The organism is Phenylobacterium sp. (assembly GCF_031984885.1).
Lineage (GTDB): Bacteria > Pseudomonadota > Alphaproteobacteria > Caulobacterales > Caulobacteraceae > Phenylobacterium.
Map to the genome: position 1 here is coordinate 44,510 of NZ_DAMABV010000015.1, position 23,589 is coordinate 68,098.

General features: G+C 67.8%; 17 protein-coding genes and 1 tRNA gene. 6 read left to right on the forward strand and 12 right to left on the reverse strand.

Features of this window, described 5'->3' with window-relative positions:
* Window positions 1–283: 283 nt before the first annotated feature.
* The 6 genes from RTL41_RS17725 to RTL41_RS17750 all read right to left on the reverse strand — a co-directional run bounded on the left by RTL41_RS17725 (window position 284) and on the right by RTL41_RS17750 (window position 8,955).
* A complete protein-coding gene (locus RTL41_RS17725; RefSeq protein WP_312166396.1) occupies window positions 284–1,126 on the reverse strand; it encodes a DUF932 domain-containing protein in 843 nt (280 codons plus the stop codon).
* Window positions 1,127–1,409: 283 nt separating this feature from the next.
* Entirely contained in the window at window positions 1,410–1,709 is a 300-nt protein-coding gene (locus RTL41_RS17730) for a DUF736 domain-containing protein (RefSeq protein ID WP_293845133.1), read from the reverse strand.
* Window positions 1,710–2,376: 667 nt separating this feature from the next.
* On the reverse strand, window positions 2,377–4,410 hold the full coding sequence (locus RTL41_RS17735) for a ParB/RepB/Spo0J family partition protein (RefSeq protein WP_312166397.1): 2,034 nt from the start codon (window positions 4,408–4,410) through the stop codon (window positions 2,377–2,379).
* A 479-nt stretch (window positions 4,411–4,889) separates the two neighbouring features.
* Window positions 4,890–5,204: a hypothetical protein gene (locus tag RTL41_RS17740; protein WP_312166398.1), complete on the reverse strand. Its 315-nt coding sequence runs from the start codon at window positions 5,202–5,204 to the stop codon at window positions 4,890–4,892.
* Window positions 5,205–5,255: 51 nt separating this feature from the next.
* Window positions 5,256–7,757 carry a S8 family peptidase gene (locus tag RTL41_RS17745; RefSeq protein ID WP_312166399.1) on the reverse strand — a complete coding sequence of 834 codons (2,502 nt, stop codon included), beginning with the start codon at window positions 7,755–7,757 and terminating at the stop codon, window positions 5,256–5,258.
* Window positions 7,750–8,955, reverse strand: coding sequence for an AAA family ATPase (locus RTL41_RS17750; RefSeq protein ID WP_088914089.1), 1,206 nt, complete (start codon window positions 8,953–8,955; stop codon window positions 7,750–7,752). The genes RTL41_RS17745 and RTL41_RS17750 overlap by 8 nt, the downstream gene beginning before the upstream one ends.
* 381 nt (window positions 8,956–9,336) lie before the next feature.
* On the opposite strand from RTL41_RS17750, the gene RTL41_RS17755 reads away from it, so the two are divergent.
* Together RTL41_RS17755 and RTL41_RS17760 are read left to right on the forward strand one after the other, a co-directional pair.
* Window positions 9,337–9,582 carry a hypothetical protein gene (locus tag RTL41_RS17755; protein ID WP_312166400.1) on the forward strand — a complete coding sequence of 82 codons (246 nt, stop codon included), beginning with the start codon at window positions 9,337–9,339 and terminating at the stop codon, window positions 9,580–9,582.
* A gap of 18 nt (window positions 9,583–9,600) precedes the next feature.
* Window positions 9,601–11,286 (forward strand): recombinase family protein, encoded by a 1,686-nt coding sequence (locus tag RTL41_RS17760; protein ID WP_312166401.1) that lies wholly within the window; start codon window positions 9,601–9,603, stop codon window positions 11,284–11,286.
* Here the strand turns inward: RTL41_RS17760 and RTL41_RS17765 are convergent.
* Both RTL41_RS17765 and RTL41_RS17770 read right to left on the reverse strand, forming a co-directional pair.
* Window positions 11,257–11,333: transfer RNA gene (locus tag RTL41_RS17765), tRNA-Arg, on the reverse strand. The genes RTL41_RS17760 and RTL41_RS17765 overlap by 30 nt on opposite strands.
* Window positions 11,334–11,383: 50 nt before the next feature.
* Window positions 11,384–12,322 (reverse strand): ABC transporter ATP-binding protein, encoded by a 939-nt coding sequence (locus tag RTL41_RS17770; protein WP_312166402.1) that lies wholly within the window; start codon window positions 12,320–12,322, stop codon window positions 11,384–11,386.
* 159 nt (window positions 12,323–12,481) lie between these two features.
* Between RTL41_RS17770 and RTL41_RS17775 the strand changes: the two genes are divergently transcribed.
* The 3 genes from RTL41_RS17775 (at window position 12,482) to polA (ending at window position 16,533) form a co-directional block, all read left to right on the forward strand.
* Window positions 12,482–12,730, forward strand: coding sequence for a zinc-finger domain-containing protein (locus RTL41_RS17775; protein ID WP_312166439.1), 249 nt, complete (start codon window positions 12,482–12,484; stop codon window positions 12,728–12,730).
* Window positions 12,731–12,827: 97 nt separating this feature from the next.
* Complete coding sequence (locus tag RTL41_RS17780; RefSeq protein ID WP_312166403.1) at window positions 12,828–13,622, forward strand: isocitrate lyase/phosphoenolpyruvate mutase family protein; 795 nt, start codon at window positions 12,828–12,830, stop codon at window positions 13,620–13,622.
* Between the two features lie 61 nt (window positions 13,623–13,683).
* A complete protein-coding gene (gene polA / locus RTL41_RS17785) occupies window positions 13,684–16,533 on the forward strand; it encodes a DNA polymerase I (protein WP_312166404.1) in 2,850 nt (949 codons plus the stop codon).
* A 140-nt stretch (window positions 16,534–16,673) separates the two neighbouring features.
* Here polA and RTL41_RS17790 read toward each other — a convergent pair whose 3' ends face one another.
* From RTL41_RS17790 to RTL41_RS17800, 3 genes are read right to left on the reverse strand one after another with little or no spacing between them, the layout of a single operon-like run.
* Window positions 16,674–17,576: a TauD/TfdA family dioxygenase gene (locus tag RTL41_RS17790; RefSeq protein ID WP_312166405.1), complete on the reverse strand. Its 903-nt coding sequence runs from the start codon at window positions 17,574–17,576 to the stop codon at window positions 16,674–16,676.
* Between the two features lie 31 nt (window positions 17,577–17,607).
* Entirely contained in the window at window positions 17,608–18,993 is a 1,386-nt protein-coding gene (locus tag RTL41_RS17795) for an MFS transporter (RefSeq protein WP_312166406.1), read from the reverse strand.
* Between the two features lie 11 nt (window positions 18,994–19,004).
* Window positions 19,005–21,296, reverse strand: a complete 2,292-nt coding sequence (locus RTL41_RS17800) for a TonB-dependent receptor domain-containing protein (protein ID WP_312166407.1) — start codon at window positions 21,294–21,296, stop codon at window positions 19,005–19,007.
* 373 nt (window positions 21,297–21,669) lie between these two features.
* On the opposite strand from RTL41_RS17800, the gene ssuD reads away from it, so the two are divergent.
* Window positions 21,670–22,818, forward strand: coding sequence for an FMNH2-dependent alkanesulfonate monooxygenase (ssuD, locus tag RTL41_RS17805; RefSeq protein ID WP_312166408.1), 1,149 nt, complete (start codon window positions 21,670–21,672; stop codon window positions 22,816–22,818).
* On the opposite strand, the gene RTL41_RS17810 is transcribed toward ssuD, so the two are convergent.
* Window positions 22,815–23,585 carry a sulfite exporter TauE/SafE family protein gene (locus RTL41_RS17810; RefSeq protein WP_312166409.1) on the reverse strand — a complete coding sequence of 257 codons (771 nt, stop codon included), beginning with the start codon at window positions 23,583–23,585 and terminating at the stop codon, window positions 22,815–22,817. The genes ssuD and RTL41_RS17810 overlap by 4 nt on opposite strands.
* Window positions 23,586–23,589 lie beyond the last annotated feature (4 nt).

A 23,589-nucleotide genomic window follows, 5' to 3' on the forward strand; every position in this document is an offset into this window, starting at 1 on the left:
CCGACCGCATGGTCAAGGATTCGCGGCGTCGTTTCGGCCGACACCAAACCGCTAAACGTGGGGCTACCAACCCCAGGCCGCCGCGTAGCGGCCCGCTGTCCTTTTAGGACAGCGGCAGGGATTTTACCACTACCCAGCGCGAGCCGGGCGCCAGCCCGGCGAGCGCGCCATTGCAGTCGCGCGGACCTATGGGGCGCGCGACTGCCGCCGATCCGGTGCAGCGGATCGGCGCGAAATCGCGGAAGCCGCAGGGCCGGAACTCCGACCCTGCGGCGGCGAACCTTCAGGCTGCCTTGAGGCGCTGCATTCCCTCGGCGAGCGTCCAGAGCGCGCGGTTCAGCGTCACATTCTGGTCGATGCCGTTGATCGCGCGAGTCTGTGCGCGGCGGATACGGCCCTCGGCGTTGCGCTTGCGGCCCTGCAATCCGCCCCGAATGACATTCTCCTGAATGACATTGAATGTGGTCCACAAGCTGCGGTCCACATCCTCGCGCCGGCGCGGCTCGATGATCTGCTCGGGCCGCAGCGGGCTTTCATCCTCTCCGTAGCGAGCGACAAGGCTAACCTCGCCGAGCAATCGCCGCTCGTCCTCGGAAAGCTGCATCGCTTTCATCGACTCGCTGGCGTCGATCAGTCGGGGGAAGTCCTCGGCAACGGTATAGACGCCCTCGATAATATCGTGCTGGATATTACCCTTGTGCGGCACGCGGACCTCCTCGAACCGCTCGCCTGCAATCATGCTGTTGGTGCAGACGAACCGCAGCATTCCGGCGAACATCTGATAAGCGCTCGTTCCGTCATGACTGTTCACGATGATGACTTCGGCGGCCTCGGGCTTGCCGATGCCCTCGTCACGGCGAAGGCGAAGCATGTGTTTCGCGTGGCCGTGGCGCGAACCGTCGCGCGGAACCGACTGGACGGCGAAGAACGGGAACCATCCCTCCCGGCGCAATCCCGCCACGATGTCGATGGTCGGGACATAAACATACCGCTCCGAACGGCTGTCGTGCGCCTCGCGGGCGAAGATGGATGGGACGTGCCGATACAGCGCCTCATTGTCGAGCGGCTCCCGGCCGCTGATCTGATGGGCGTTGCGGCCGAACCGGGTGGCAAGCTGGTAGTGCATCTGAACCTCCTTGGGTCTGGGTTTCCGCGCAGCGGAGCGCCGCGCTGAAACCCTGCCCGTCGGCGAGACCGGGGGTGCAACCGGAGTGGGCGGCTTCGCGGGGAACCGGCTGCACGGAACGCGAAGCGTGGAGGAAGCTGGGCGGAAGCCGCTCCGAAGGGCGCTGGGGGCAGCGCCCCAAGCACCTCACAACATGCCGGGCCACTGGCACGTCCATATTATGAACTGGCGGGCCAACACACGAAGGCGCCCCGCTCCGAGGGAGCGGGGCGCCGTGCGGAGGTCAGCGCGACCAGATGAGAGCGTATTCGCCAGCGGTCTCGGTTTCGGACAGAGTAGCGTAGATCGGAGCCGCGAAGGTCGGATCGTCCAGCTTGACCGAGATGTAGTCGCGGTTCTCGCGGCTGGTCTTCTTCCATCCCGCGCCGCACTCGACCGTGCCGACCGCGAGGCGGAAATCGGGGGCCTTGTCGCTCTCCTTGTCGATCGGACGGAGGGTGGCCTTTGCGTTGAGGGTGAGCGTCTTGATGGTTCCGCTGAAGGAGCCGTTAGCCGCCTGGGTGAAGGTGCCGATGGTAGCCATGTCGAAGTTCCTTTTGCTTCGGGCCACGACCGCCGCGGCCTCGATGGCGATCGGTGAAGCGGGGATGATCGGACGCGCACCGCTCGCGGCCGGAGCGCAGCGGAGGATGGCGACGCGCGGCTTTTTTGTTTCGCGATGCAAAGCCGAAGGCGGCGGAAAAAAGCCGCGCGGTGCCATTGCGTCAGGCCGATCAAGGCGAAGCCGACCCCGGTTAGATCAAGCCAATCGAGAGGCCGCGCGGTTGTCGCCGAACCGGAAATTCTACGCTGTGGCTATGACGGCATTGTCAGCGGCGGCATTCGCTTCTTTGCTGGCCCGCGCCGGATTACTTCGCAAGCAATCCTTCGCCGAGATGGCGGGGGAGCAGACGCCGCCGACTCTGTGCCTGCATGTTCGCCGAGATCCAGCGCGAGGCTGGAATAGAACGTCGCTCACCGTCCGCATCATCGTCGCCAAGCGATTCCGCCGTGCGGGTCCGCAACATCACTGGACGAATCGCGCACCAGAAACGCAGCGGTCGATCCACCGTCAGCACGCCGCCCCGCGCCCTCGGAGCGGGGTGCCTTTGCCAAGGGAAAGCGGCCACGCCCCAACGGGCGCGGCCGCGATTTTTCGCCGGTCACAAGAGTAAGGTCGGGACCGCTCACGCGGTCCCGACCCGATGCCGCTATTCGGCGGCGACAGCATAGGACGCTTCGCTATCCTCCACTTCGGGCGGCTGCTTCACGCTTTCCGTGTCCTCCGGCTCCACAGGTGCGGGGTCCACTCCCCCCGGTTCGGGCGTCCGCAACGCGACGGGAAGCCAGCCGGTCCCGGAAAGAAGCTGCTCGGCGGCCTGCGCCATGTCCGGCTTCTTCATGTCCGCGATGCGGCGGGCGGCGTCTTCGGACACGCCTTCGGTCACGGCTTCCACGATATGCGCCTTGGTCACGCGGCCAAGGTAGCTGTCCACGGTCGGCGTCCAGTCCTTCGCCACGTCCAGCGCCAGCGCGCCCGCCAGCCTGTCCGCCGTTTGCAGCGACCGGGGCTTGCGGTCCCACGGCAACCGCAGGGCGTTGACGGTGCGAGCCGCGCAATGCGCCAGCAGCGCAGTCCGCTTCGCCTCGTCCAGCCCGACGATGAAGCCCCACAGGTCCGCCACGTCGCGCGGCATCCGCTCGGCCCATGCCTCGTGCTGCTCGCTCGCCCGCGCGGCCAGCGGCGTATCCTCGATCCCGTCCGCATGGCTACCAAGCGGCGTCACGGTCGGACGAACCTCAAGGCAACCGGCCTCCGCATAGCTGTAGAACAGTTGTGCGGTGAGCGCGTGGGTCAGCGCGATCAGCGCCATATCGGGCTGCTCGGCCAGCGCCACGCGAAGCGCCAATGTCCGATGGGCGGACAGGTCGCGGGTGAGGCTGTCGGAAATCGGCTTGCCCGGTTCCTCGTCCTCGTCGCCGTCCTCCGGCTGCTTGTCGTCGCCCATCTGCGGCTCGGTCGCATCGCCTTCTTCCGGCTCCGGCTGGGGGTCCGCCAGCGCCTCGTCCTCGGCCCGAACGAAACCCCGCTCGATCCTGACCGTGCCATCATGGTTTAGGACCACGAACGCGCCGCCGTGGGCGATCACGTTGGCGTCGTAGGCGTAGCGCTTGGCCGAAATAGCGTCGATCTCGTCGGACACCGCTTCCAGCTTCGCCGCCACGTCCTCGGGCATCTCGTCATAGGACGAATAGCCTTCGGCAAGCTCATCGTGCTCGGCGGACAGGGCCTCCAGCCGCGCCTCGTCCTCGTCGGACAGAGGAACCGACCGCGGATAGAAGCGCCGCATCCCGTGGGCATGGGGATAGTCGATATGCGCCTCGGCCCATTTCCAGCCCTCGGCCTGAACCTGCTCGGCGACCTCCCGCAGCTTCTCGGCGGCGAGCATATCGAGCAAGCCCGCATCCTCGAAGAACCCGCCCCGGTCCTCGCTGAACAGGTCGCGGATGATGTTGCCGCCCGCCTCGACATAGGCGTCCGCCCCGACGAACAGCGCGCGCCGGTCGGTCGCCGGAACATTGCTCGCGGTCATGTCGCGCCGGATGATCCACGGTTCACGGTTATGATGCAGGTTGGCGAAAACCTGCTCCTGCCGGTCATGGTCGTCGGTGATGGCGAAGGCCATAAGCTGGTCCAGCGTAAGGCCGTCCTCGCGATAGACCTGCAACAGCTTCGGGCTGACAGCGCCAAGGCGAAGGCGCTGCTTCACCACGCCCGCCGACACCCCGAATCGCGCGCCGATCTCCTGCGCGCCCCATCCCTTGCCGTCCGCAAGCTCGCGGAACCGCTCGAACTGGTCGGCAGGGTGCATCGGGGTCCGGGTCACGTTCTCATCCAGACTGATCTCGGACGGATCGTTGGCGGTATCGAGCCAGCAGCGAACCGGCTCGGATTTCTTGATCTGCTTGCGCTTGGCGCGCAGCAGCATCGCCAGCCTGCGGCCCTCGCCAGCGGTGACGAGGTAATAGCCGGTCGGCGTCCCGTCCTCCTTGGTCTCCGGCTCGACGACAAGGTTCTGGATCAGTCCCTTGTGCTGGATCGAAGCGGCCAGCGCCTCAATAGCGGCTTCCCCGTGCGGCACCTTGCGCGCGTTCTTGGGGGACTTCTTGAGCTTGGCGAGCGGCACGAACATCTCGACGCCCGACACAGGCTCGGCGGCAACGGTTTGGGTAACAACGTTCATCACACTTCTCCTTCAAACCACACTCACCCCGGAATGGGGTGGGCGGCGAAGAAGCGGACCGGCAGGCCCGCCGGCGGAGCCGGGCAGCATCCGAAAGGACCGGAACGCAGAGGAGGTAAGCGCGCCCCGCGCGCGTTGCGGCCCGGCGCGGCGGGCCTAAAGGGAAGCGTCGCCTACCCCACCGACGGGGAGAGCTACAGCAGCGCGATCGGGCCGGCGCAGCCCTGGCCCGATCTCCGCAGCTTGAAAGAACTGCAATCCGCAGGGCGGATTGACCGACCGGCGCGCCAGCGCCGCCCCGCCATGCTGATCGTCACCCGGCAGGGTCGAAACCCGTCAGGGGTTCGGTTGGGGCGCAGCGGAGATAGAGCGGCGGTCCCGCAGGGAGGCGCCAAATTCCCGGCGGCAGCAGGTCCAGAAATCGAGACCCAGTTCAGAAACGCAATGGTCTGAAAGCCGAAGAAGAGGACGGAACCGCCCTACGCCGCGATCGCCCGAAGTGCCTTATCCATCGAAAAGTTTCCCGTCGTGCCGTCTTCGAACGTCACGCCGAAACATCGCGTGGTGTAGCCGGGGCCGCGATCATGCACGGGATAGAACGAAGCTGGCGCTGACGGCAACGGCCAGTCGGTCTTGGCGCAATAGGCGACATAGGTGGCCTGAATATCTGCGAACTCGTTGCCGGAGAAAGCCTGCTTCAGCTCTTGGCCGTTGAGGATTTCCGCGAAATGCTCCTTTGCGGCGGTGACGGTCGGGAATGTCCTTCCGGTGCTGAGCGTCACTGATTTTGCCATCACAGTCTCCTGTAGTGCCTCTGCAAGCGAGTCTGACCCTTCTACTGGCGACTACACGCGCGGCGTAATGCGTGCTGCGGTTCGGATGTCGGCGATCTGGGTGCCGAGGGCCTGAAGGTTTTGACGCATATCGTTGAACACCGGCTGTTCGGCGTCGGGATCACTGATGGTCACGATCACCGTAAACGGCACGCCTTCTTCGGGCATGATCTCGCCCGCCCGCGTCAGATATTCGACGAAGAGACGCCAGTTCGAGGATGGACCCACTCCCTGCGGGAAGGTTTTCGCCAAGACCTTCACCGGGCTCCATTTGAGATCGTGCTCGATGCGCTCCGCCTCGATCGGAGGAGCCTCCCGCCGTGACGGGAGATAGAGCGGCTCAAGCCGCCCCTTCCACCCGCCATTGGCCTGTTCCTGCTGCAAGACAGCGTTAATGTTGACGCGCACGAACTCCGATCCGAACCGGGCATCGAGCGGGGGCGTGGAGACGAGCGTAATCTTCGCGCGGCCACGGCACTTGCCTCCGGGACCGACCAGCGACGCCGGCCACTGGAAACGGAAGTTGATTTGCTGGTCCCGTTGGATGCGCGACGCGAAGACGAGAGTGATTGTGTGGTCACCCGTTTCTAGGATGCGGTCGGCCGAAGGCGGCATTCCGAACCCCGCCATATGCTTGGCGATCGGCGCGAGTGCCTTGACCTGCAAAGGAGTCGGCATTTCGGCATGATGAACGAGCAGGCCGATCAGGGTTTCACGCGAGACCTCACCCTCAATGGCGTGATCCAGGACAGCGGCCGTCTTCGCTGCAAGGGGCGCGGCATAGCTAGTCCCGCAGCCATCGACGATGGTCCCATCCGGCAAGATCGAGAAAAGCCCGTGGCCGAGTTCAGGGTGCTGGGAACCCGCGCCACCGATGTGCGCCAAGTCGGGCTTGACGCCAGCGCGAAGTCCCGGGCCACGTCGGCTGTAGCGCGTCGGTGCGAATGGAAGGCACCCGTCATGGCCGGGCGGGTTTAGAGCCGCCACAGCGACATTGCGCGCGCTCTCGGCCGGCGTAAGCAGGCCATCGTTGCGGGCGGTGGCGAGGTTGGCGAGTGCGGCCGTGGCATCGGCAGGCCATTCGGGGCGAAGGTCTTGCTGCTGTATGTTGCCGGCCGAAATGAAAACGATCGCGTTGTTGCTCTCAGCGATCTGATCGAGCCGCGCTGCGTGGGGACTGTAACGATCTGGCGCCGCCGGCTGAAGAATATTCAGGCTCATGTTGAACACGCGCACCCCATGTCGAGCGCGGGCGTCCGAAATGGCTGTCTCCATTTCATCGAAGAATTGCGGCAAGCCATCAGGATAATAGGAGGCGAAGGCTCCGGCTTTGCGTTCGTTCGGGAAGACTGCGACGTCGACCAGCTCCGCGCCGTCGGGCTCAGGGCAAATTTCCGCGCCGTTAAGCGCACCTCCCACCGCAGCCAATCCGCCGATGAACGTCCCATGCGCAAGGTCGGTATCTTCTTCCGCAAGAACGTCCCACCGATCGATGACCCAGTCTGACAGCGCTTCGCCGATTCCGCCGTCGATGATCCCGAGCCGAGGATGACTGCGGCGGCTGTCGCGGGCGGGAATGGTGACATCGGCAGGCCGCGCGCGCACGATAGGCGTGCTGACGGCCCGCACGACAATGCCTGGCAGTTCGATCCGGCGCACAAGCGGATGGCTGTCAAGGAAGGCGAGCAGCCGGGCGTGGCGACTCACGTCTGGATTGAATGCGACAAGCTCTCGCCGCCGCTCGCTGACCGGGGCATCATTCAGCCGTAGAACCGGCTGATCTCCAGACTGATCCAGTCGGACAGAGAGGATCGGCTGTTTGTGGCGACGGTTCGGCAAGCGTTCGACTGCGAGGCCGCGATCCAGCGCGGCGAAGCCGGCAACGAAGCTCTCGACAAGGCGCCGATGGCTCGGGTCGAGGCGGTCCCACTCCGAGCGCGGCGGCGGGCTGTCGAACAGTTCGACCTGATAGCTGCTGCCGGTCATCGGATTGGAGAGCCACGCCACAGCCTCATCGACCGAGAAGTTGCGCCGATCGCTCGGCCCATAGAGTTCGATCCGGTCAATGGCGCCGGTCTCGCTCTTTCGGGCAGACGGATAAGGTTCGTCCTTCTGCTTCTGCTCGTTGAAGCGCATTTCTGTGTGGGTTTCGGCCTTTGCGATCTCCGCGGCCACCTGGCGGAGCGTGCCGGGTCGGGCTTCGACGAGCATAACCCCGAGATCTCCGGCGCCAACGACAGGAGTGCGATCGTGCCGAAACAGGCTGGCGATCGGGCGATGGCTCTTGGCCCAAGCCTCGCGACGAAGGATGACCTTTACGAAGCCGACATCGCCTTGTGCTTGGGCGCTGAGAACGCCAGCAATCGTGTCGATCTGGCTCATCAGCGCGGCGCGATGGGCGGTGAACTCGGCATCGCGGTGAGCGAAAAAGTCCTTCCGGCCGCCTCCGCCACCAGCGTCGCGCGCCTCCTCATAGTTTTCAGGATTGAGGACGATCTGAATGGGACTAGCCATTTAGCGTCTCCCCATCACCAGACTTGGCCGCTCGGCCGAGTTGACGGCTGACCGTCGATTTATCTTTGCCGGCAATCTCGCCGATGTCGGCCATCGAGAAGCCGAGGATCGGATCATCTCGCATGGCCCGAAATAGATTGCTGGAATCGTCGAACAGCAGCGCGCGGCGTTCACTTTGCACCCGAGCCGCGTTCAGCGTGGCGAATTGGCGGAGCGTATCGAGTAGCCCGCGCTTGTCCTCCTCGCGAACGGTGGTGGCCTTCTTATAGGTGCGCACGAGAGACTCGATCTCAGCGCCGGTCGAGCCCTCGGTGAACCATGCGATCAGGCGCAAATGGATGTCCGGGGCTTTTACCGGCGGCATGAAATGCGCGGCGATCGCCTTTCGCATCTCGAAGTCGGGCTTGGGAATCTCAAGCTGAACCTCGAAACGCCGCCAGACGGCCGTGTCCAAGAGTTTCGGGTGATTGGTGATGCCGATCGTGAAGCCGACATCGCGGCGCGTATCGAGATTCTGCAGAAGCGCGTTCACGACGCGCTTGATCTCGCCAACTTCCTGCGGATCGTCCCGAACTTTCGCGATCGCATCGAACTCGTCGAGCAGAAGGATGCAGCGGTGGCGGTTCGCGAAGGCGAACAGGTTCCCGATATTGCGTGCGGTCGTGCCGAGGAACGACGATACGAGCCCGTCCAGCTTCACCAGCACGACGGGAAGATCGAGCTGTTGCGCGATCCAAAGCGCAAGCCTGGTCTTTCCCGTCCCCGGAGCACCGTAAATAAGACAGGTCTTGGAAGGCCGAATGTCGATTTCCGACAGTGCGTCGAAGTTGGCCCATTCTTCGATAATGGTCTCAATGGCGTGACTGACGGTCGTGTTGAAGAGCGGCGCGGTCGGTTGAATGTCTGCCGGAAAGAGAATCTCCGCCAACGGCGCGGCTGTCTCTCGGTCGACCGGAACAGGCGTGTTCCGTGTCAGCGTCTCACCAGAGAGCTGCGCTTTGGAGCGCTCGATCCGGCTCGGCGAAAGCTCCTTCGTCCGATCGGCGGTCGTGAGGATGCTGGTCAGAGCGGCGGACTGCTTGGATTCCCCATCCTTAGCCAGCGCGTCACGAAGTCGCTCGACCTGCTTGCGCAGAGCGGGTGAAGCGTCGGCCATTGCCGCGCGACAGAGGGCTTGGATGATCGAGAAATGGTCCATAAGCGATTCCCAGTGGCGCGTTGCACGATCACGCCAGTATGATGCATGTATATGGCTTTGCGTTGCATATCAATAGGTGTATGGTGCGAATGTGAGGCGTTGTGGTGCATGGTGCCAACCGGCCGCTGCAAGGAGGATGAGATATGGTGCTGGCAGAACACCGGGGGATCGTGCGACCGATCGATGCTTGGTCGACAAACAGATCGTTACGATCGTGTGGAGCGCGGCGGGCGACTCGCAATGCCCGCGATTTCGTCGATTGGCGGACCACGGTGGTCGATCCGTGGGGCGAAGCATGACGCCCGCCGCCCCACGTCCCTATCTGCGCTACGCCGCGATGAAGCATTTGTGCGAGGTGTGGACACGCGGCAGCGTGCCGAGATGGCCCTTCCTCGCAAAGTCCGTCGCCGCACGCCTCGTCGCTGGGCCGAATGCCCGGATGACCTGCATGACTACACCAACCGCGTCGCGCCGCGCCGGGCTTCGCGCCGGCCGCGCGAGGATGACGGGCCGATTGTCGTCACCGACGACTGGCCGGAGCAGGTTCCGATCGGCGACGCCGAGCTGCGCGCGGTCGAAGGCCATATGCGACACGAGCTGGACAAGCTGTTCGGACCGTTGCCGTGAAGTGAGGAGTGAAGCGTCATGACCAGCGCCGCCCTGCGACGAGATGAGGATGAGGCGCCGGTCGTGGCCACCGCCCGCGCCGCGCTCTACCTGCGGGTTTCCACCGGCCGCCAGGCCGAGAGCGACCTGTCGATTCCCGACCAGCGCCGCCAAATCGAAGGCTATTGCCTGTCGCGCGGCTGGGAGGTCGCGGCTGAGTTCGTCGAGCCGGGCAACACCGCCACCGACGATCGCCGGCCGGCGTTTCAGGCGATGATCGACGCGGCGATGGTCAAGCCACCGGCATTCAACGTCATCCTCGTCCACAGCTTCTCGCGGTTCTTCCGCGACCAGTTCCAGTTCGAGTTCTACGTCCGCAAGCTGGCGAAGAACGGGGTGAAGCTCGTCTCGATCACGCAGGACTTGGGTGATGATCCGATGAGCGTGATGATGCGTCAGATCATGACGCTGTTCGACGAATACCAGTCGAAGGAGAATGGCAAGCATACGCTGCGGGCGATGAAGGAGAACGCCCGCCAAGGCTTCTGGAACGGCGCGCGGGCGCCGATCGGCTATCGCGTGGTTGCGGCAGGCGAGCGTGGCGCGAAGATCAAGAAGAAGCTGGAAATCGACCCGCTCCAGGCCGAGACAGTGCGGCGCATCTACCGCATGGCGCTCAACGGCGTCGATAACAAAGGGCCGATGGGCCTCAAGTCGATCGCCATCTGGCTCAACGAGAACAACATCCGCACTCGCGATGGCGGGCGCTGGGGCTTGGGCGCGGTGCATCAGGTTCTCACCCGCACGACCTATGTCGGCCAGCACCGCTTCAACACCCGCGATCACAAGACGAAGACACCGAAGCCGGAGAGCGAGCACGCCGTCATGGAAGTGCCGGCGATCGTGTCGGAAGCCGAGTTCGAGGCCGTGCAACGCTCGCTCAAGGCGCGCAGCCCCAAGATGATGGCGCCGATGGCGGTGGGCGGCCCGACGCTGCTCACCGGCATCTGCTTCTGCGCGTGCTGCGGCGGCGCGATGACGCTGCGCACGGGCACTAGCAGCGTCGGCCGCGAGTATCGCTATTACACCTGCTCGACGAAGGCGCGGCAGGGTGCGACCGGCTGTCCGGGCATCACCGTGCCGATGGACCGGCTCAATGAGGCGGTGGTCGATCATCTCGAAGCGCGGCTGCTCGACCCGGCGCGGCTCGAAGCTCTGATGGATCAGATCCTCGAACGCCGCGACGAATGGGTGAACCAGCGCCGCGAGCATGTCGCCGATCTTGAGCGGCGTGCGACCGAGGCCGAAGCGAAGCTCAAGCGACTCTATGATGCGATCGAGAACGGCGTCATCGACGTGAACGATTCTTCGCTTAAGGATCGCATCGCCGAGCTGACCGCGACTCGCGATCAGGCCAAGGGCGATGCCGAACGCGCGCTGGCGCATGTCGTGAAGATCGGTCCGGCGATCACGCCGGACAGCCTGCGCGCCTTTGCGACCGCGCTGCGCAAGAAGCTGCGGAACGACGACGGGACGTTCGCCCGCGACCAGGTTCGGGCGGTAGCGCAGCGGGTCGAAGTGGTGAGCCGGAAGGAGGTCCGCATCCGTGGTCTGCGGAGCGAACTGCTCCGAACGCTAACCGCCGCCTCTGGCGTAGAGGCGGCGGTGCTAGGCGTTCGTGCCTTTGAACCGAAATGGCGCACCCGACACGATTCGAACGTGTGACCTTTGCCTTCGGAGGGCAACGCTCTATCCAGCTGAGCTACGGGTGCGTTTGAGCGCGGTTGCGCTGTCTAGCCGAAAGCGGCGCGAAACGGAAGCGTCAAGCGCCGGCGGTCGTCAGCGAGACGAAGACGTCCTCCAGGTCCGGGTCCTCGGTGGCGATGTCCTTGATGTGCAGGCCGGTGGCGCGGACGGCGGCCAGGACCTGTTCGACGCTGGAATGACCGGTGCGGTAGGTCACCTGGAAGGCGCCGCCGGCGCGGGGCCTGGTCTCGAAGCCCGGCAGGTCGGGGGCGATCAGCAGCGGCTCCTCGGGCGTCACCACCACGTTGCGGGTGTCGAGCCGGCGCAGCAGGCTGGAGGTCGGCTCGCAGGCCACCACCTCGCCGCGGTTGACGATGGCGATCTGGTCGCAGAGCTCCTGCGCCTCTTCGAGGTAGTGGGTGGTCAGGACGATGGTCACGCCCTTGCGGTTCAGCTCGACCACATAGGCCCAGAGCTGGCGGCGCAGCTCGACGTCGACCCCGGCGGTCGGCTCGTCGAGGATCAGCACCGGCGGATTGTGCACCATGGCCTTGGCGACCATCAGCCGGCGCTTCATGCCGCCGGAGAGCTGGCGGACATAGGCCTCGGCCTTGTCGCCCAGGCCGAGCGCGTTCAGCAGCTCCATGGTGCGGCGTTCGGACGGCGGCACGCCGTACATGCCGGCCTGGACCTCCAGCGACTCGCGCGGGGTGAAGAACGGGTCGGCGGCGATCTCCTGCGGCACCACGCCGATCGCGGCGCGGGCGTCGCGCGGGCGCTGGTCGATGTCGCGGTCCCAGATCCGCACGGTCCCCGACGTCTTCTTGGTCAGGCCGGCCAGGGTGTTGATGAAGGTCGACTTGCCCGCGCCGTTGGGGCCGAGCAGGCCGAAGATCGATCCGCGCGGGATCTTCAGGTCCAATCCACGCAGGGCGTGCATCTGCGGCGCGGTCTTGGTCGCCGGATAGATCTTGACGACCCCTTCGGCCTCGATGGCGAACTCAGGTAGGTCCATGCGTCTCTTTTACGTCCGGGGCGTGCATTGACGGGCGAAGCCGTGGTCCGATACCTAGGCGCGTGCGGCGCATCCGCCAAGCTTCCGCCGCCGGAGAGTTCAAGAATGGCCCGTAAAGCCCCCGTTCCCGACCAAGGCCGCTCCTCGCGGCTGGAGCCCATGCCCGCCAAGGGCGCGCGGACGCCGGACCTGCCGCCGTCGGAAGTGGTGGTGGTGCGCTCGGGCCGGGTCGCCTGCGACGGCGTCGGCGGCGCGCTGGGCCATCCGCGCGTCTGGCTGGAGATGGGCGAGGCCACCTTCGTCGAGTGCCCCTATTGCGACCGCCGCTTCGTGCTGCCGGACGGCTCGGAAGGCCCCGAGGACGAGCGCCTGGCCCCCGGCGTCTACGAAGGCCCGCACGGCCACTGACATCCCTTGTCAGCAGCGCGCTGACGAAGGCCGTTTTCCGCCAGCCCGTCGCACAGGCGCTTCCTATATCGTCCAGGCTGACGAGAAGGAGACGTTTATGACCAAGGCCGACACGTTCAAGACGCTCCACGAGGGTCCGCAGATCCTCGTCCTGCCCAACGCCTGGGACGCCGCCAGCGCGGCGATGATGGAGGACGCCGGCGCCAGGGCCGTGGCCACTTCCTCGGCCGCCGTGGCCTGGGCGCACGGCTATGCGGACGGCGACCTCCTGCCCGTCCCCGCCCTGCTGGCCGCCATCGACGAGATGGCCCGGGTGCTCAAGGTCCCGCTGACCGCCGACATCGAGGGCGGGTATTCCGACGACCTGGCCGCCGTGGCCGACACCGTCAGGGGCGTGGTCGCCGCCGGGGCGGCGGGGATCAATTTCGAGGACGGCGGCCGCTCGCCCGACCTGCACGCGCGCAAGATCGAGACGGCCCGCAAGACGGCGGGCGCGGGCCTGTTCATCAACGCCCGCATCGACGTCTACCTGCGCGGCCTGGCGCAGGGCGAGGCGGCCCTGGCCGAGACCCTGCGCCGGGCCGAACTCTACCGGTCGGCCGGGGCGGACGGGATCTTCGTGCCCGGCCCGACCGACGATGACCTGCTGGCGACCCTGGCGCGGGAGATCGCCCTGCCGCTCAACGTCATGGGCCGCGGCGGGGTGTCGCCGGCCGGCAGGCTGCAGGAGTTGGGCGTGCGGCGGCTGTCCTCGGCGACCGGCCCGTTCCGCGCCGCCTACGCCGCGCTGGGCCGGGCGATGGAGGCCTATCTGGCCGACGGCGACGCCGGCGCGCTGGCCCAGGCCGGCCAGGGCGCCCCCGACCTCAACAAGCGGTTCGGCCCGGCGTGAATCGTGCGCGAGCGCCACGCAGGCGGGTGACCTTCGGGCGCCCGCATCCTATCTTCCGGCCATGACCGACGCGCCCCTCGACGCCCCCACCCTCGCCGACATTCCCCGCGAACCGACCCAGGACGGGCCGGCCGTGCGGCTCTACCTGGTGGACGGGTCGGGCTTCATATTCCGCGCCTATCACGCGCTGCCGCCGCTGACCCGCAAGTCGGACGGCCTGCCGATCGGGGCGATCAGCGGCTTCTGCAACATGCTGTGGAAGCTGCTGGTCGAGATGAAGGCCCAGCCGGAGGGCCCGACCCACCTGGCGGTGGTCTTCGACCATTCCGAGAAGACCTTCCGCAACCACCTCTACGACCAGTACAAGGCCCACCGCCCGCCGCCGCCCGAGGACCTGATCCCGCAGTTCCCGCTGATGCGCCGCGCGACGCGGGCGTTCGGCGTCCCCAGCCTGGAGCTGCCCGGCTACGAGGCCGACGACCTGATCGCCGCCTATGCCTGCAAGGTGCGCGACGCCGGCGGCGAGGTGACGATCATCTCGTCCGACAAGGACCTGATGCAACTGGTCGGCGACCGGGTGTCGATGCTCGACACCATGAAGAACGTGAAGATCGGCCGCGAGCAGGTGATCGAGAAGTTCGGCGTGCCGCCGGAAAAGGTGGTCGACGTCCAGGCCCTGTGCGGCGACAGCGTCGACAACGTGCCGGGCGCGCCGGGCATCGGGGTGAAGACCGCCGCCCTGCTGATCAACGAGTACGGCGACCTGGACACGCTGCTGGCCCGCGCCGAGGAGATCAAGCAGCCCAAGCGCCGCGACACCCTGATCGCGTTCGCCGACCAGATCCGCCTCTCGCGCGAGCTGGTGCGGCTGGACTGCGACACCCCGCTGCCCGAGCCGATCGACGCCCTGGCGGTCGACGACCCGGACGCCGAGGAACTGGCCGCCTTCCTCGAGGAGATGGAGTTCAGGAACCTGGCCCGCCGGGTGTCCGGCGGCGGCGCGGCGGCGCCTGCGGCCCCGGCCCCCAGGCCCGCCACCCCCGCGGCGGCGGCCATCAATCCCAGCGACTATGTCTGCGTGCGCGACCTGGCCGCCCTGGACGCCTGGATCGCCCGCGCCCGGGCCGTGGGCCTGGTGGCTTTCGACACCGAGACCGACGCCCTGTCCTCGGCCAATGCAGCCCTGTGCGGCGTATCGCTGGCCGTGACCCCGGGCGAGGCCTGCTACATCCCCGTCGGCCATGAGAACGAAAGCTCGGGCGGGTTCGAATTCGAGCCGCCGGAGGCCATCGAGCAGCTTCCCGTCGACCAGGTGATCGCGCGGCTGAAGCCGCTGCTGGAGGACCCGACCGTCCTGAAGGTGGCGCAGAACGCCAAGTACGACATCGCCGTCCTGTCGCGCTACGGCGTCCAGGTCGCGCCGATCGAGGACACCATGCTGATCAGCTACGCGCTGGAAGCGGGCCTCCACAAGAGCCACGGCATGGACGAGCTCTCCAAGCGCTGGCTGGAGCACGAGCCGATCAAGTTCTCGGCGGTGACCGGGACCGGCAAGTCGCAGAAGAGCTTCAAGCACGTTCCGCTGGAGCCGGCGACCTGCTACGCGGCCGAGGACGCCGACGTCACCCTGCGGCTCTACCACCACCTGCGCCCGCGGCTGGCGGCCGAGGGCCTGCTGACGGTCTACGAGACCCTGGAGCGCGGCATGCCGCCCGTCCTGGCGCAGATGGAGAACGAGGGGATCAAGGTCGACACCGAGACGCTGCGCAAGCTCTCCAACGACTTCTCGGTCCGCATGGGCGAGTTGGAGGCGGAGGCGCACCGGATCGCCGGGCGGCCGTTCAACCTGGGCAGCCCCAAGCAGATCGGCGAGCTGCTGTTCCAGGAGATGGGCCTGGCCTCGGGCAAGATCACCGCCACCGGCGCGGCCTCGACCGACGCCTCGATGCTGGAGGACCTGGCCGCCCAGGGCCACGAGCTGCCGCGGGTGCTGCTCGACTGGCGCCAGCTCTCCAAGCTGAAGGGCACCTATACCGACAACCTGGTGGCGGCGATCGCCGAGCGGACCGGCCGGGTGCACACCTCCTACGCCCTGGCCTCGACCACCACCGGGCGGCTGTCCTCGTCCGACCCCAACCTGCAGAACATCCCGATCCGCACCGAGGAAGGCCGGCGCATCCGCAAGGCCTTCATCGCCGAGCCGGGCCATGTGCTGATCAGCGCCGACTACAGCCAGATCGAACTGCGGATCCTGGCCCATGTCGGCGACATCCCGCAGCTCAAGAAGGCCTTCATGGAGGGCCACGACATTCACGCGGCCACCGCCTCGGAGATGTTCGGGGTGCCGATCGAGGGCATGCCGGCCGAAACCCGCCGCCGGGCCAAGGCGATCAACTTCGGCATCGTCTACGGCATCTCGGCCTTCGGCCTGGCCAACCAGCTCTCGATCCCGCAGGACGAGGCCGGGGCCTATATCAAGACCTACTTCGAGCGCTTCCCCGGCATCCGCGCCTATATGGACCGCACCAAGCAGGCGGCCCGGACCCAGGGCTTCGTGAGCACCATCTTCGGCCGCAAGGTCAACATCCCGGCCGTGAAGTCGAAGTCGCAGGCCGAGCGGGCGTTCGGCGACCGCGCGGCGATCAACGCCCCGATCCAGGGCGCGGCGGCCGACGTCATACGCCGGGCGATGATGCGGATGCCGGCGGCGCTGAAGGCCGCCGACCTGCAGGCGCGCATGCTGCTGCAGGTGCACGACGAACTGGTCTTCGAGGCCCCGGAAGCGCAGGCCGAGGCGACCATCGCCGTCGTGAAGAAGATCATGGAGCGCGCCGCCGAACCGGCGGTGGCGCTGTCCGTGCCGCTGGTGGTCGACGCGCGCGCCGCCGCCAACTGGGACGACGCGCACTGACCCACGAAGTGTCGTCCCGGTTTCGGCCACAGGCCGAAGACCGGGATCCATTCGCACCGACGCCCCCGGCTTGAGCCCAGGCCTGCACGATCAGGCGGGTCCCGGACAGGCGCTCCGCGCCTTCCGGGACGACGCCTGAGCTACTCCGCCGCGATCGCGGTCGCCGGCGCCGGCGAGATCGCGCGGCTGGGGCGGCCGTCGACCGAGACCGGCACGTCGCCGTTCAGCGTCACGCGGCGCATGACCCGATGCTGGTCGCCATAGTCGTCCACCGCATAGTGCTGGGTGGCGCGGTTGTCCCAGATGGCCACGTCGCCCGCGCGCCAGCGCCAGCGCACCGTGTTCTCCAGCCGGGTCACGTGCTCCTGCAGGGTGTCGTAGATCCGCCGGGAGTCGGCGGTCGAGAGCCCGACCAGCGACTTCACGAACTGGCCCAGGACCAGGGTCCGCTCGCCGGTCACCGGATGGACGCGGACCACCGGATGCTCGGTCTCATAGACGGTCGAGGCGAAGACGTTGCGATGGCGGTCGATCTGCTCGCGGGTCGCGGCCGGCTTGGCGGCGGCGTAGTCATAGGCGTTGGTGTGCAGCGCCCAGAGCTTGTCGGCCAGTTCGCGCAGGTGGTCGGGCAGGCGGTTGTAGGCCTCGGCCGTATTGGCCCAGACCGTGTCCCCGCCCGAGGCGGTCGAGACCACGGCGCGCAGGATCGAGGCCTTGGGATAGGCCGGCACGAAGGTCACGTCGGTGTGCCAGGCGTTGGCGCGGCCGCCGCGGTGGGAGTCGAGCTCCAGCAGGTAGCTGCTGCCGTTGGCGACCGGCACCGTCGGATGGGCGACGGGCTCGCCGAGCCGGGCGGCGAAGGCCTCCTGCGAGGCGTCGTCCAGGTGCGTCTGGTCGCGGAAGAACAGCACCTTGTACTTGTGCAGCGCCTCGTCGATCGCTGCGACCGTGACGTTGTCGAGGTCGGCGGACAGCGTGACGCCGGCGATTTCGGCGCCGATGCGGCCGGCGACGGGGCGGATGTCGAGGTTGTGGGTGCTCATCTGAAGGGTCTCCTCGAGGCTTGAGCGATGGTCATTCTGCGGGAACGGCGGCCGCGTCGCGGCTGTCGAGTTGGCGGCGGATGTCGGCGTGGCCGGCCTCGTCCAGCGAGAAGCCGGAGATCAGCCAGGCCGAGGCCAGGTGGGCGAGGGCCGGGCCGAGGGCGAAGACCAGCTTCAGGCCCAGCAGCGCCTCGGCGGCGTTGGCGGCGCCGGGCTTGAAGCCCAGCAGCCCGACCAGCGGCAGGGCGACCCCGACCGCGACGGCGGTGGCGGCCTTGCCGGTCAGGCTGAAGACCGAGAACAGCAGGCCGGTGCGGTCCTCGCCGCTCTCCAGCCTCTGCTTGTCGGCGATGTCGGCGACCATCGAGCGCAGCATCAGGTTGCCCGAGCCCTGGGCCAGGCCCTGGGCGATGGTCAGGCCGACCAGCAGCGGCAGCGCGCCGGGCGTGACCAGCAACAGGCCGAGATTGATCGCCACCTGGGCCAGCTCGCCGGCGACGGCGGCCCGGTGCTTGCCCATCCGATAGCCGATGCGCAGCCAGATCGGGCCGGCGAACACCCCGAACACGAACTGCAGCAGGAAGAGGCCCGCGGCCAGGTCCGGCCGGCCCATATAGGCCGAGACGAAGAACACGAAGAGCGAGGAGCGGATAAGCTGCCCCAGGGTGACCGCGAAGTCCGAGGTCAGCACCTTGCGCAGCAGCGGGTCGCGGGCGGCGACGATCAGGTCGCGGCGCAGGGTCGAGGGCGCGGCGGTCGGCGGCGGGGCCGGCGGCTCCTTGACCAGCAGCAGGGCGCCGATCAGGGCCGGCACGAAGGTGACCAGGATGAAGCCGCCCATCACCGCGACCTTCAGCCCCGGATCGGCGGGCAGGCCGGCGCGGGCGCCGAGCTGGTCGAGCACCGCCGGCAGGATCAGCACCAGCAGCAGGCCGCCGGCGGTCGCCACCTGGAAGTAGGTCTGCACGCGGCTGCGCTCGTGGTACTGCGCGGCCAGTTGCCCGGCCCAGGCCGAGACCGGGATCTGGATCAGCGTCCAGCCGACATAGAAGATCACCAGCCAGATGCTGAGCCAGGCCGCGCCCGGCCGCTCCACCCCGAACAGCCCCGGCGCGAAGATCGCGGCGGTGGAGAGGGCGAACAGCGGCGCGCCGGCCACGATCCACGGCTTGCGGCGGCCGAAGCGGCTGCGGGTGCGGTCGGAGAGCACCCCGACCAGTGGATCGGTCACCGCGTCCCACACCCGGCTGAGCATGAAGATCAGGCCGACGACGCCGAGGCCCAGGCCCAGCTCCTGGGCGTAGTAGGGCGGCAGGTAGACGGCGAGCGGCAGGCCCGCCCCCGCCAGCGGGATCGCCAGGGCGGCGAACACCGCCAGGCGCCAGGCGGGCAGACGGGCGGGGGCGGACTGGCTCATCCGGCGCCCCCTCAGTAGCGGCCGCTCACGGTGAGGCCGAAGGTGCGCGGCTCACCGAGGATGGCGATATAGGGGGTGTTGGCCGAAGCGTTGCCGAAGGCGGCCGCGTACTCCTGGTCGAACAGGTTCCGCGCCCAGATGTTGCCCGACCAGCGGCCCGAGGCGTCCTTCAGCCCGATCCCGGCATGGGTCAGGCCATAGGCGTCCTGGCGGCCGTACTGCGAGAGCGAGTGCTGGAAGGTCGAGCTGCGCCAGGTCTGGTTGGCGTAGGCGAACAGCACGAGGTCGCCGCTCACCGGCGCCTCGTAGTTGACGCTGAACTGGCCGGTGAACTTCGGCGCGAAGGGCACGCGGGTGTCCGACAGGTCGACGAAGGCCGGGCCGCCGGCATAGCCGTACTCCACCGGGACCGGGGCGTTGGCGTAGGATTCGTAGCGCGCGTCGCTGAAGGCGGCGCTGGCCGAGACCCGCAGGGCTTCGGTGAGCTGCGCCTGCCCCTCGACCTCGACCCCGCGCAGGCGGACCTTGCCGACATTGGACAGGTACGAGCGCGCCGTCGTGCCGACCTGGCTGGTCAGGGTGGCCTGATAGTCGGTGATGTCGTTCCAGTAGAGGTTGCCGTTCAGGATCGCCCGGCCGCCGAGCCAGGTGGTCTTCAGGCCGATCTCGTAGTCGAGCGACTTCTCCGGCGAGATGATGATCGGATCGCCCGGCCGCGCGCCGAGGTTGGCCGCGCCCGACTTCTCACCGTAGCTGACGCTGGCATAGGCCAGGATGTCGTCGGTGACCTTGTAGGCCGGGTTGATCAGCCAGGAGAACGAGCCGGAGTCCTTTTGCCCCTCGACCAGGAACGGAGCCCCGGCCACCGCCGCGCGGAACGGGGCGTAGGCGGCCAGGGCGCCGGTCAGCGGCGCGCCGCCGAAGGCCAGGCCCTGGTTGGAGGCCTCGCGCTCCTCGTAGGTGTAGCGCAGGCCCGCGGTCAGGCTGGCGCGGTCGTTGAACCGATAGGTCCCCTGGCCGAACACCGCCGCGCTCTTGGTCTGCGCCTGGCCGACCTGGTCGGTCTCCAGCCCGTCGAGCACGAAGCCGGGAACCGTCGGCCCCAGCAGGAAGGCGCTGGCGTCGTCGAAGAACAGGGTGCGGTAGTTGCTGGTGACCTCCTGCTTCAGCAGGTAGACGCCGGCCTGGTAGTCGAACTGGCCGTCGGTCGGCGAGCTGATCCGCAGCTCCTGGGAATACTGGTCGACGTCGACGTCGTAGCCGGCCCGGAAGATCGAGAACGGGGTCAGGTCGCTGTCGTTGCTCGGCCGGAAATAGAGCCGCCGCCAGGCGGTGACCGAGGTCAGGGTATGGCCGCCCAGCCGCCAGTCGAGCTGGTTGGAGATCCCGTCGGTGCGCGAGACGATCCTGTTCTGAGTGTCGAGGTCGGCGTTGTCATAGACGTCGTAGCTGGGGACGTAGCCGAAGGCGGTGCGCAGCTTGCGCTCCCAGCCGTTGCGCGCCGTGCCGTCGACGAAGGTCGTCGGGTCGCCGGCCGGCGGGTAGAAGTTGTTGTATTCCTTGGTCTCGTAGTGCTCGGCGATCAGGCGGTTGGAGAAGTTCGAGCCCTCGTAGAGCAGTTGGCCGCGCAGGGCCCAGCGGTCGTTGCCCAGATAGTCCTCGCCGTCGAACCTGTTGGTGACGTAGCCGCCGCCGACGTCGCGATAGAGCGTCAGCCGCCCGGCCAGCTTGTCGCCGTAGAGCGGGCCCGAGACGTTGGCGCGAAGCTGGTAGCGCTCGTTGTTGGCGATCGTGCCGCTGACCTGGGCCTCGGGCGTGAAGGACGGCCGCTTGGTGGTGACCACCAGGGCGCCCAGGGTGGTGTTCTTGCCCAGCAGCGTGCCCTGCGGGCCGCGCGCCAGCTCGACGCTCTCCAGGTCCACGAAGTCAAGCCACGAGAAGCCCGGGTGGGTGAAGAACACGTTGTCGACGATCAGGCCGACCCCGGCCTCGGACCCGTCGCTGTTGGCGTTGCCGCCGACCCCGCGGATGGTCAGGGTCGAGACCCGGGTATTCTGCTGCAGGGCGTTGAAGTTGGCGATCTTGGCGGCGTAGTCGGCGACCCGGTCCAGGCGCTCGGTCGCCAGGGTCTGGCCGGTGACCGCCGAGACGGTGATCGGCACGTCCTGCAGCTTCTCGGCGCGGCGGCGGACGGTGACCACCACCTCTTCGACCGAGACGTCGGCGTCGTCGGCGAAGGCCGGCGGCGGCGCGGCGGCCAGGACCGCCACGGCGGCGGCGGACAGGATCAGTTTGGATTTCAAGCTCAGTTCAGGCACAGCTATCCCCGCAGAGGCGCGACGGGGCGCCTCCTGCCTCCAGATGATGAAACAGGTTCGAGACGCCGTTCGGCGCCGTGTTGGGCGCTTGCGCGCCGGCGGTCAGAGGGCGTCGCGTGGACCCGCCGGCCGGGTCCACGCTTCGCTTGGTGCGTGACGCCAGAAGGGGAGGACGGACGTCACCCCTTATTCCTATGGAGAAAATAGGATATGAGTCGCAGCAGATTTTCTGGGGCGGCTTTCGACCCCGCTATTATTGGGAATCCTGGGGTTTCACTTAAGGATTTCTCGTAGTGCGATTATTCCCATGGTTTAAGTAGGAATATCTACGCGCCCCCTTGGCGCCATGGAGAACCCTATGTCCAAGACCCCGCTCGACTTCCTCTGGTTCATCCCGTCGGCGGGCGACAACGCCTATCTGAGCCACCCGGAGACCGACCGCGCCCCGACGCCGCGCTACCTGCGCGAGATCGCGGTCGCCGCCGATCGCCTCGGCTATTCGGGCGTGCTGCTGCCCACCGGCGCCCATTGCACCGACGCCTGGATCACCGCCGCCTCGATCGCGCCGTTCACCGAGCGGTTGCGGCTGCTGGTCGCCGCGCGCCCCGGCCTGATCCACCCGTCCGAGGCCGTGCGCCAGGCCGCGGCCCTGGACCGGCTGAGCGGCGGCCGGGCCCTGGTCAACATCGTCACCGGCGGCAGCCCCCAGGCCCTGGCGGCCGACGGCCTCTTCCTCGACCACCACGAGCGCTACGTGCAGACCGAGGAGTTCCTGAACATCTGGCGCCAGCTCGCCACCGGCGAGCGCGTGACCCACCAGGGCAAGTACCTGTCCATCGACAAGGGCCAGTTGCTGTTCCCGTTCGTGCAGGAGCCGCATTCGCCGATCTGGTTCGGCGGGTCCTCCGACATCGCCCGCGAGATCGCCGCCCAGCACGTCGACGTCTACCTGGCCTGGGGCGAGCCGCCGGCCCAGCTCAAGGAGGTGATCGAGGACGTGCGCGAGCGCGCCGCCAGGCGCGGCCGCACGATCCGCTTCGGCATCCGCCTGCACATCATCGTCCGCGAGACCGAAGGCCAGGCCTGGGACGCCGCCAACGAGCTGATCAAGTACGTCACCGACGACGCCATCGCCGCCTTCCAGCGGGCCATGGCCAAGGGCTCGGACTCGGTCGGCCAGTCGCGGATGAGCGCCCTGCACAACGGCAGCCGCGCCAACCTGGAGGTCAGCCCCAACCTCTGGGCCGGCATCGGCCTGGTGCGCACCGGCGCCGGCACCGCCCTGGTCGGCGACCCCGACACCATCGCCGAACGGCTGGAGGAATACGCCCAGCTCGGCGTCGATACGGTGATCGCCTCGGGCTATCCGCACCTGGAGGAGGCCTATCGCGTGGCCGAGCTGCTGTTCCCGAAGCTGAACCTCAAGCACCAGGTCGGCGAGAGCGGCCTGCGCTTCCCCAACGTCTCGCCCTCCTTCGCCCCGCCGCTGCAGCGCGCGGCGTCCTAGCCGCGCCAGGCGACATAGGCGGCGGTGGCCAGCACCATCAGCGCGAAGGCCCGGCGGGCGAGCGCCGCCTTGTCGGCGAGGCGGGCGGCGATCGGCCCGCCCGCCAGCGCGCCCATGCCGCCCCCCGCCACCAGGGCCACGAAGACCGGCCAGTCGACCAGGCCGGACGCCGCATAGCTGGCGCTGGTCGCCGCCCCGAACAACGCCACCGAGACCAGGGACGAGGCCGCGGCGTTGGCGAGCGTCATGCCGCTCGCCGCCATCAGCCCCGGCACGATCAGGAAGCCGCCGCCGATGCCGAAGAAGCCGGCGGCCAGGCCGACCAGCAGGCCGAGCGGGGCCAGCCTGCGGGTCAGCGCCGCGTTGAGCCGCACGCCGGGATCGCCTTCGTCCCGCTTGGGCGCCAGCATCGAAACCCCGACCAGGGCCATGGCGCCGGCGAACCATAGGATCAACTGCTCGCCGTCGATCATCTTGGCGAGGTGCGCGCCGGCGAGCGCGCCGGCCAACCCGGCGCCGCCGAACACCAGGGCACAGGGCCATTTCACGCGCCCGGCCCTGGCCTGGGCGCCCAGGCCGACCAGGGCGTTGACCGCCACCGCGGCGGCCGAGGTGCCGATCGCCACGTGCGGATCGCGCACCCCGACCACATAGAGCAGCAGCGGCGTGGCCAACACCGATCCGCCGCCGCCGAACACGCCGAGCAGCAGGCCGATGACGGCGCCGCCCAGGGCCGCCAGGCTCAGGCTCGCGACAAGGGGATCCATGGCG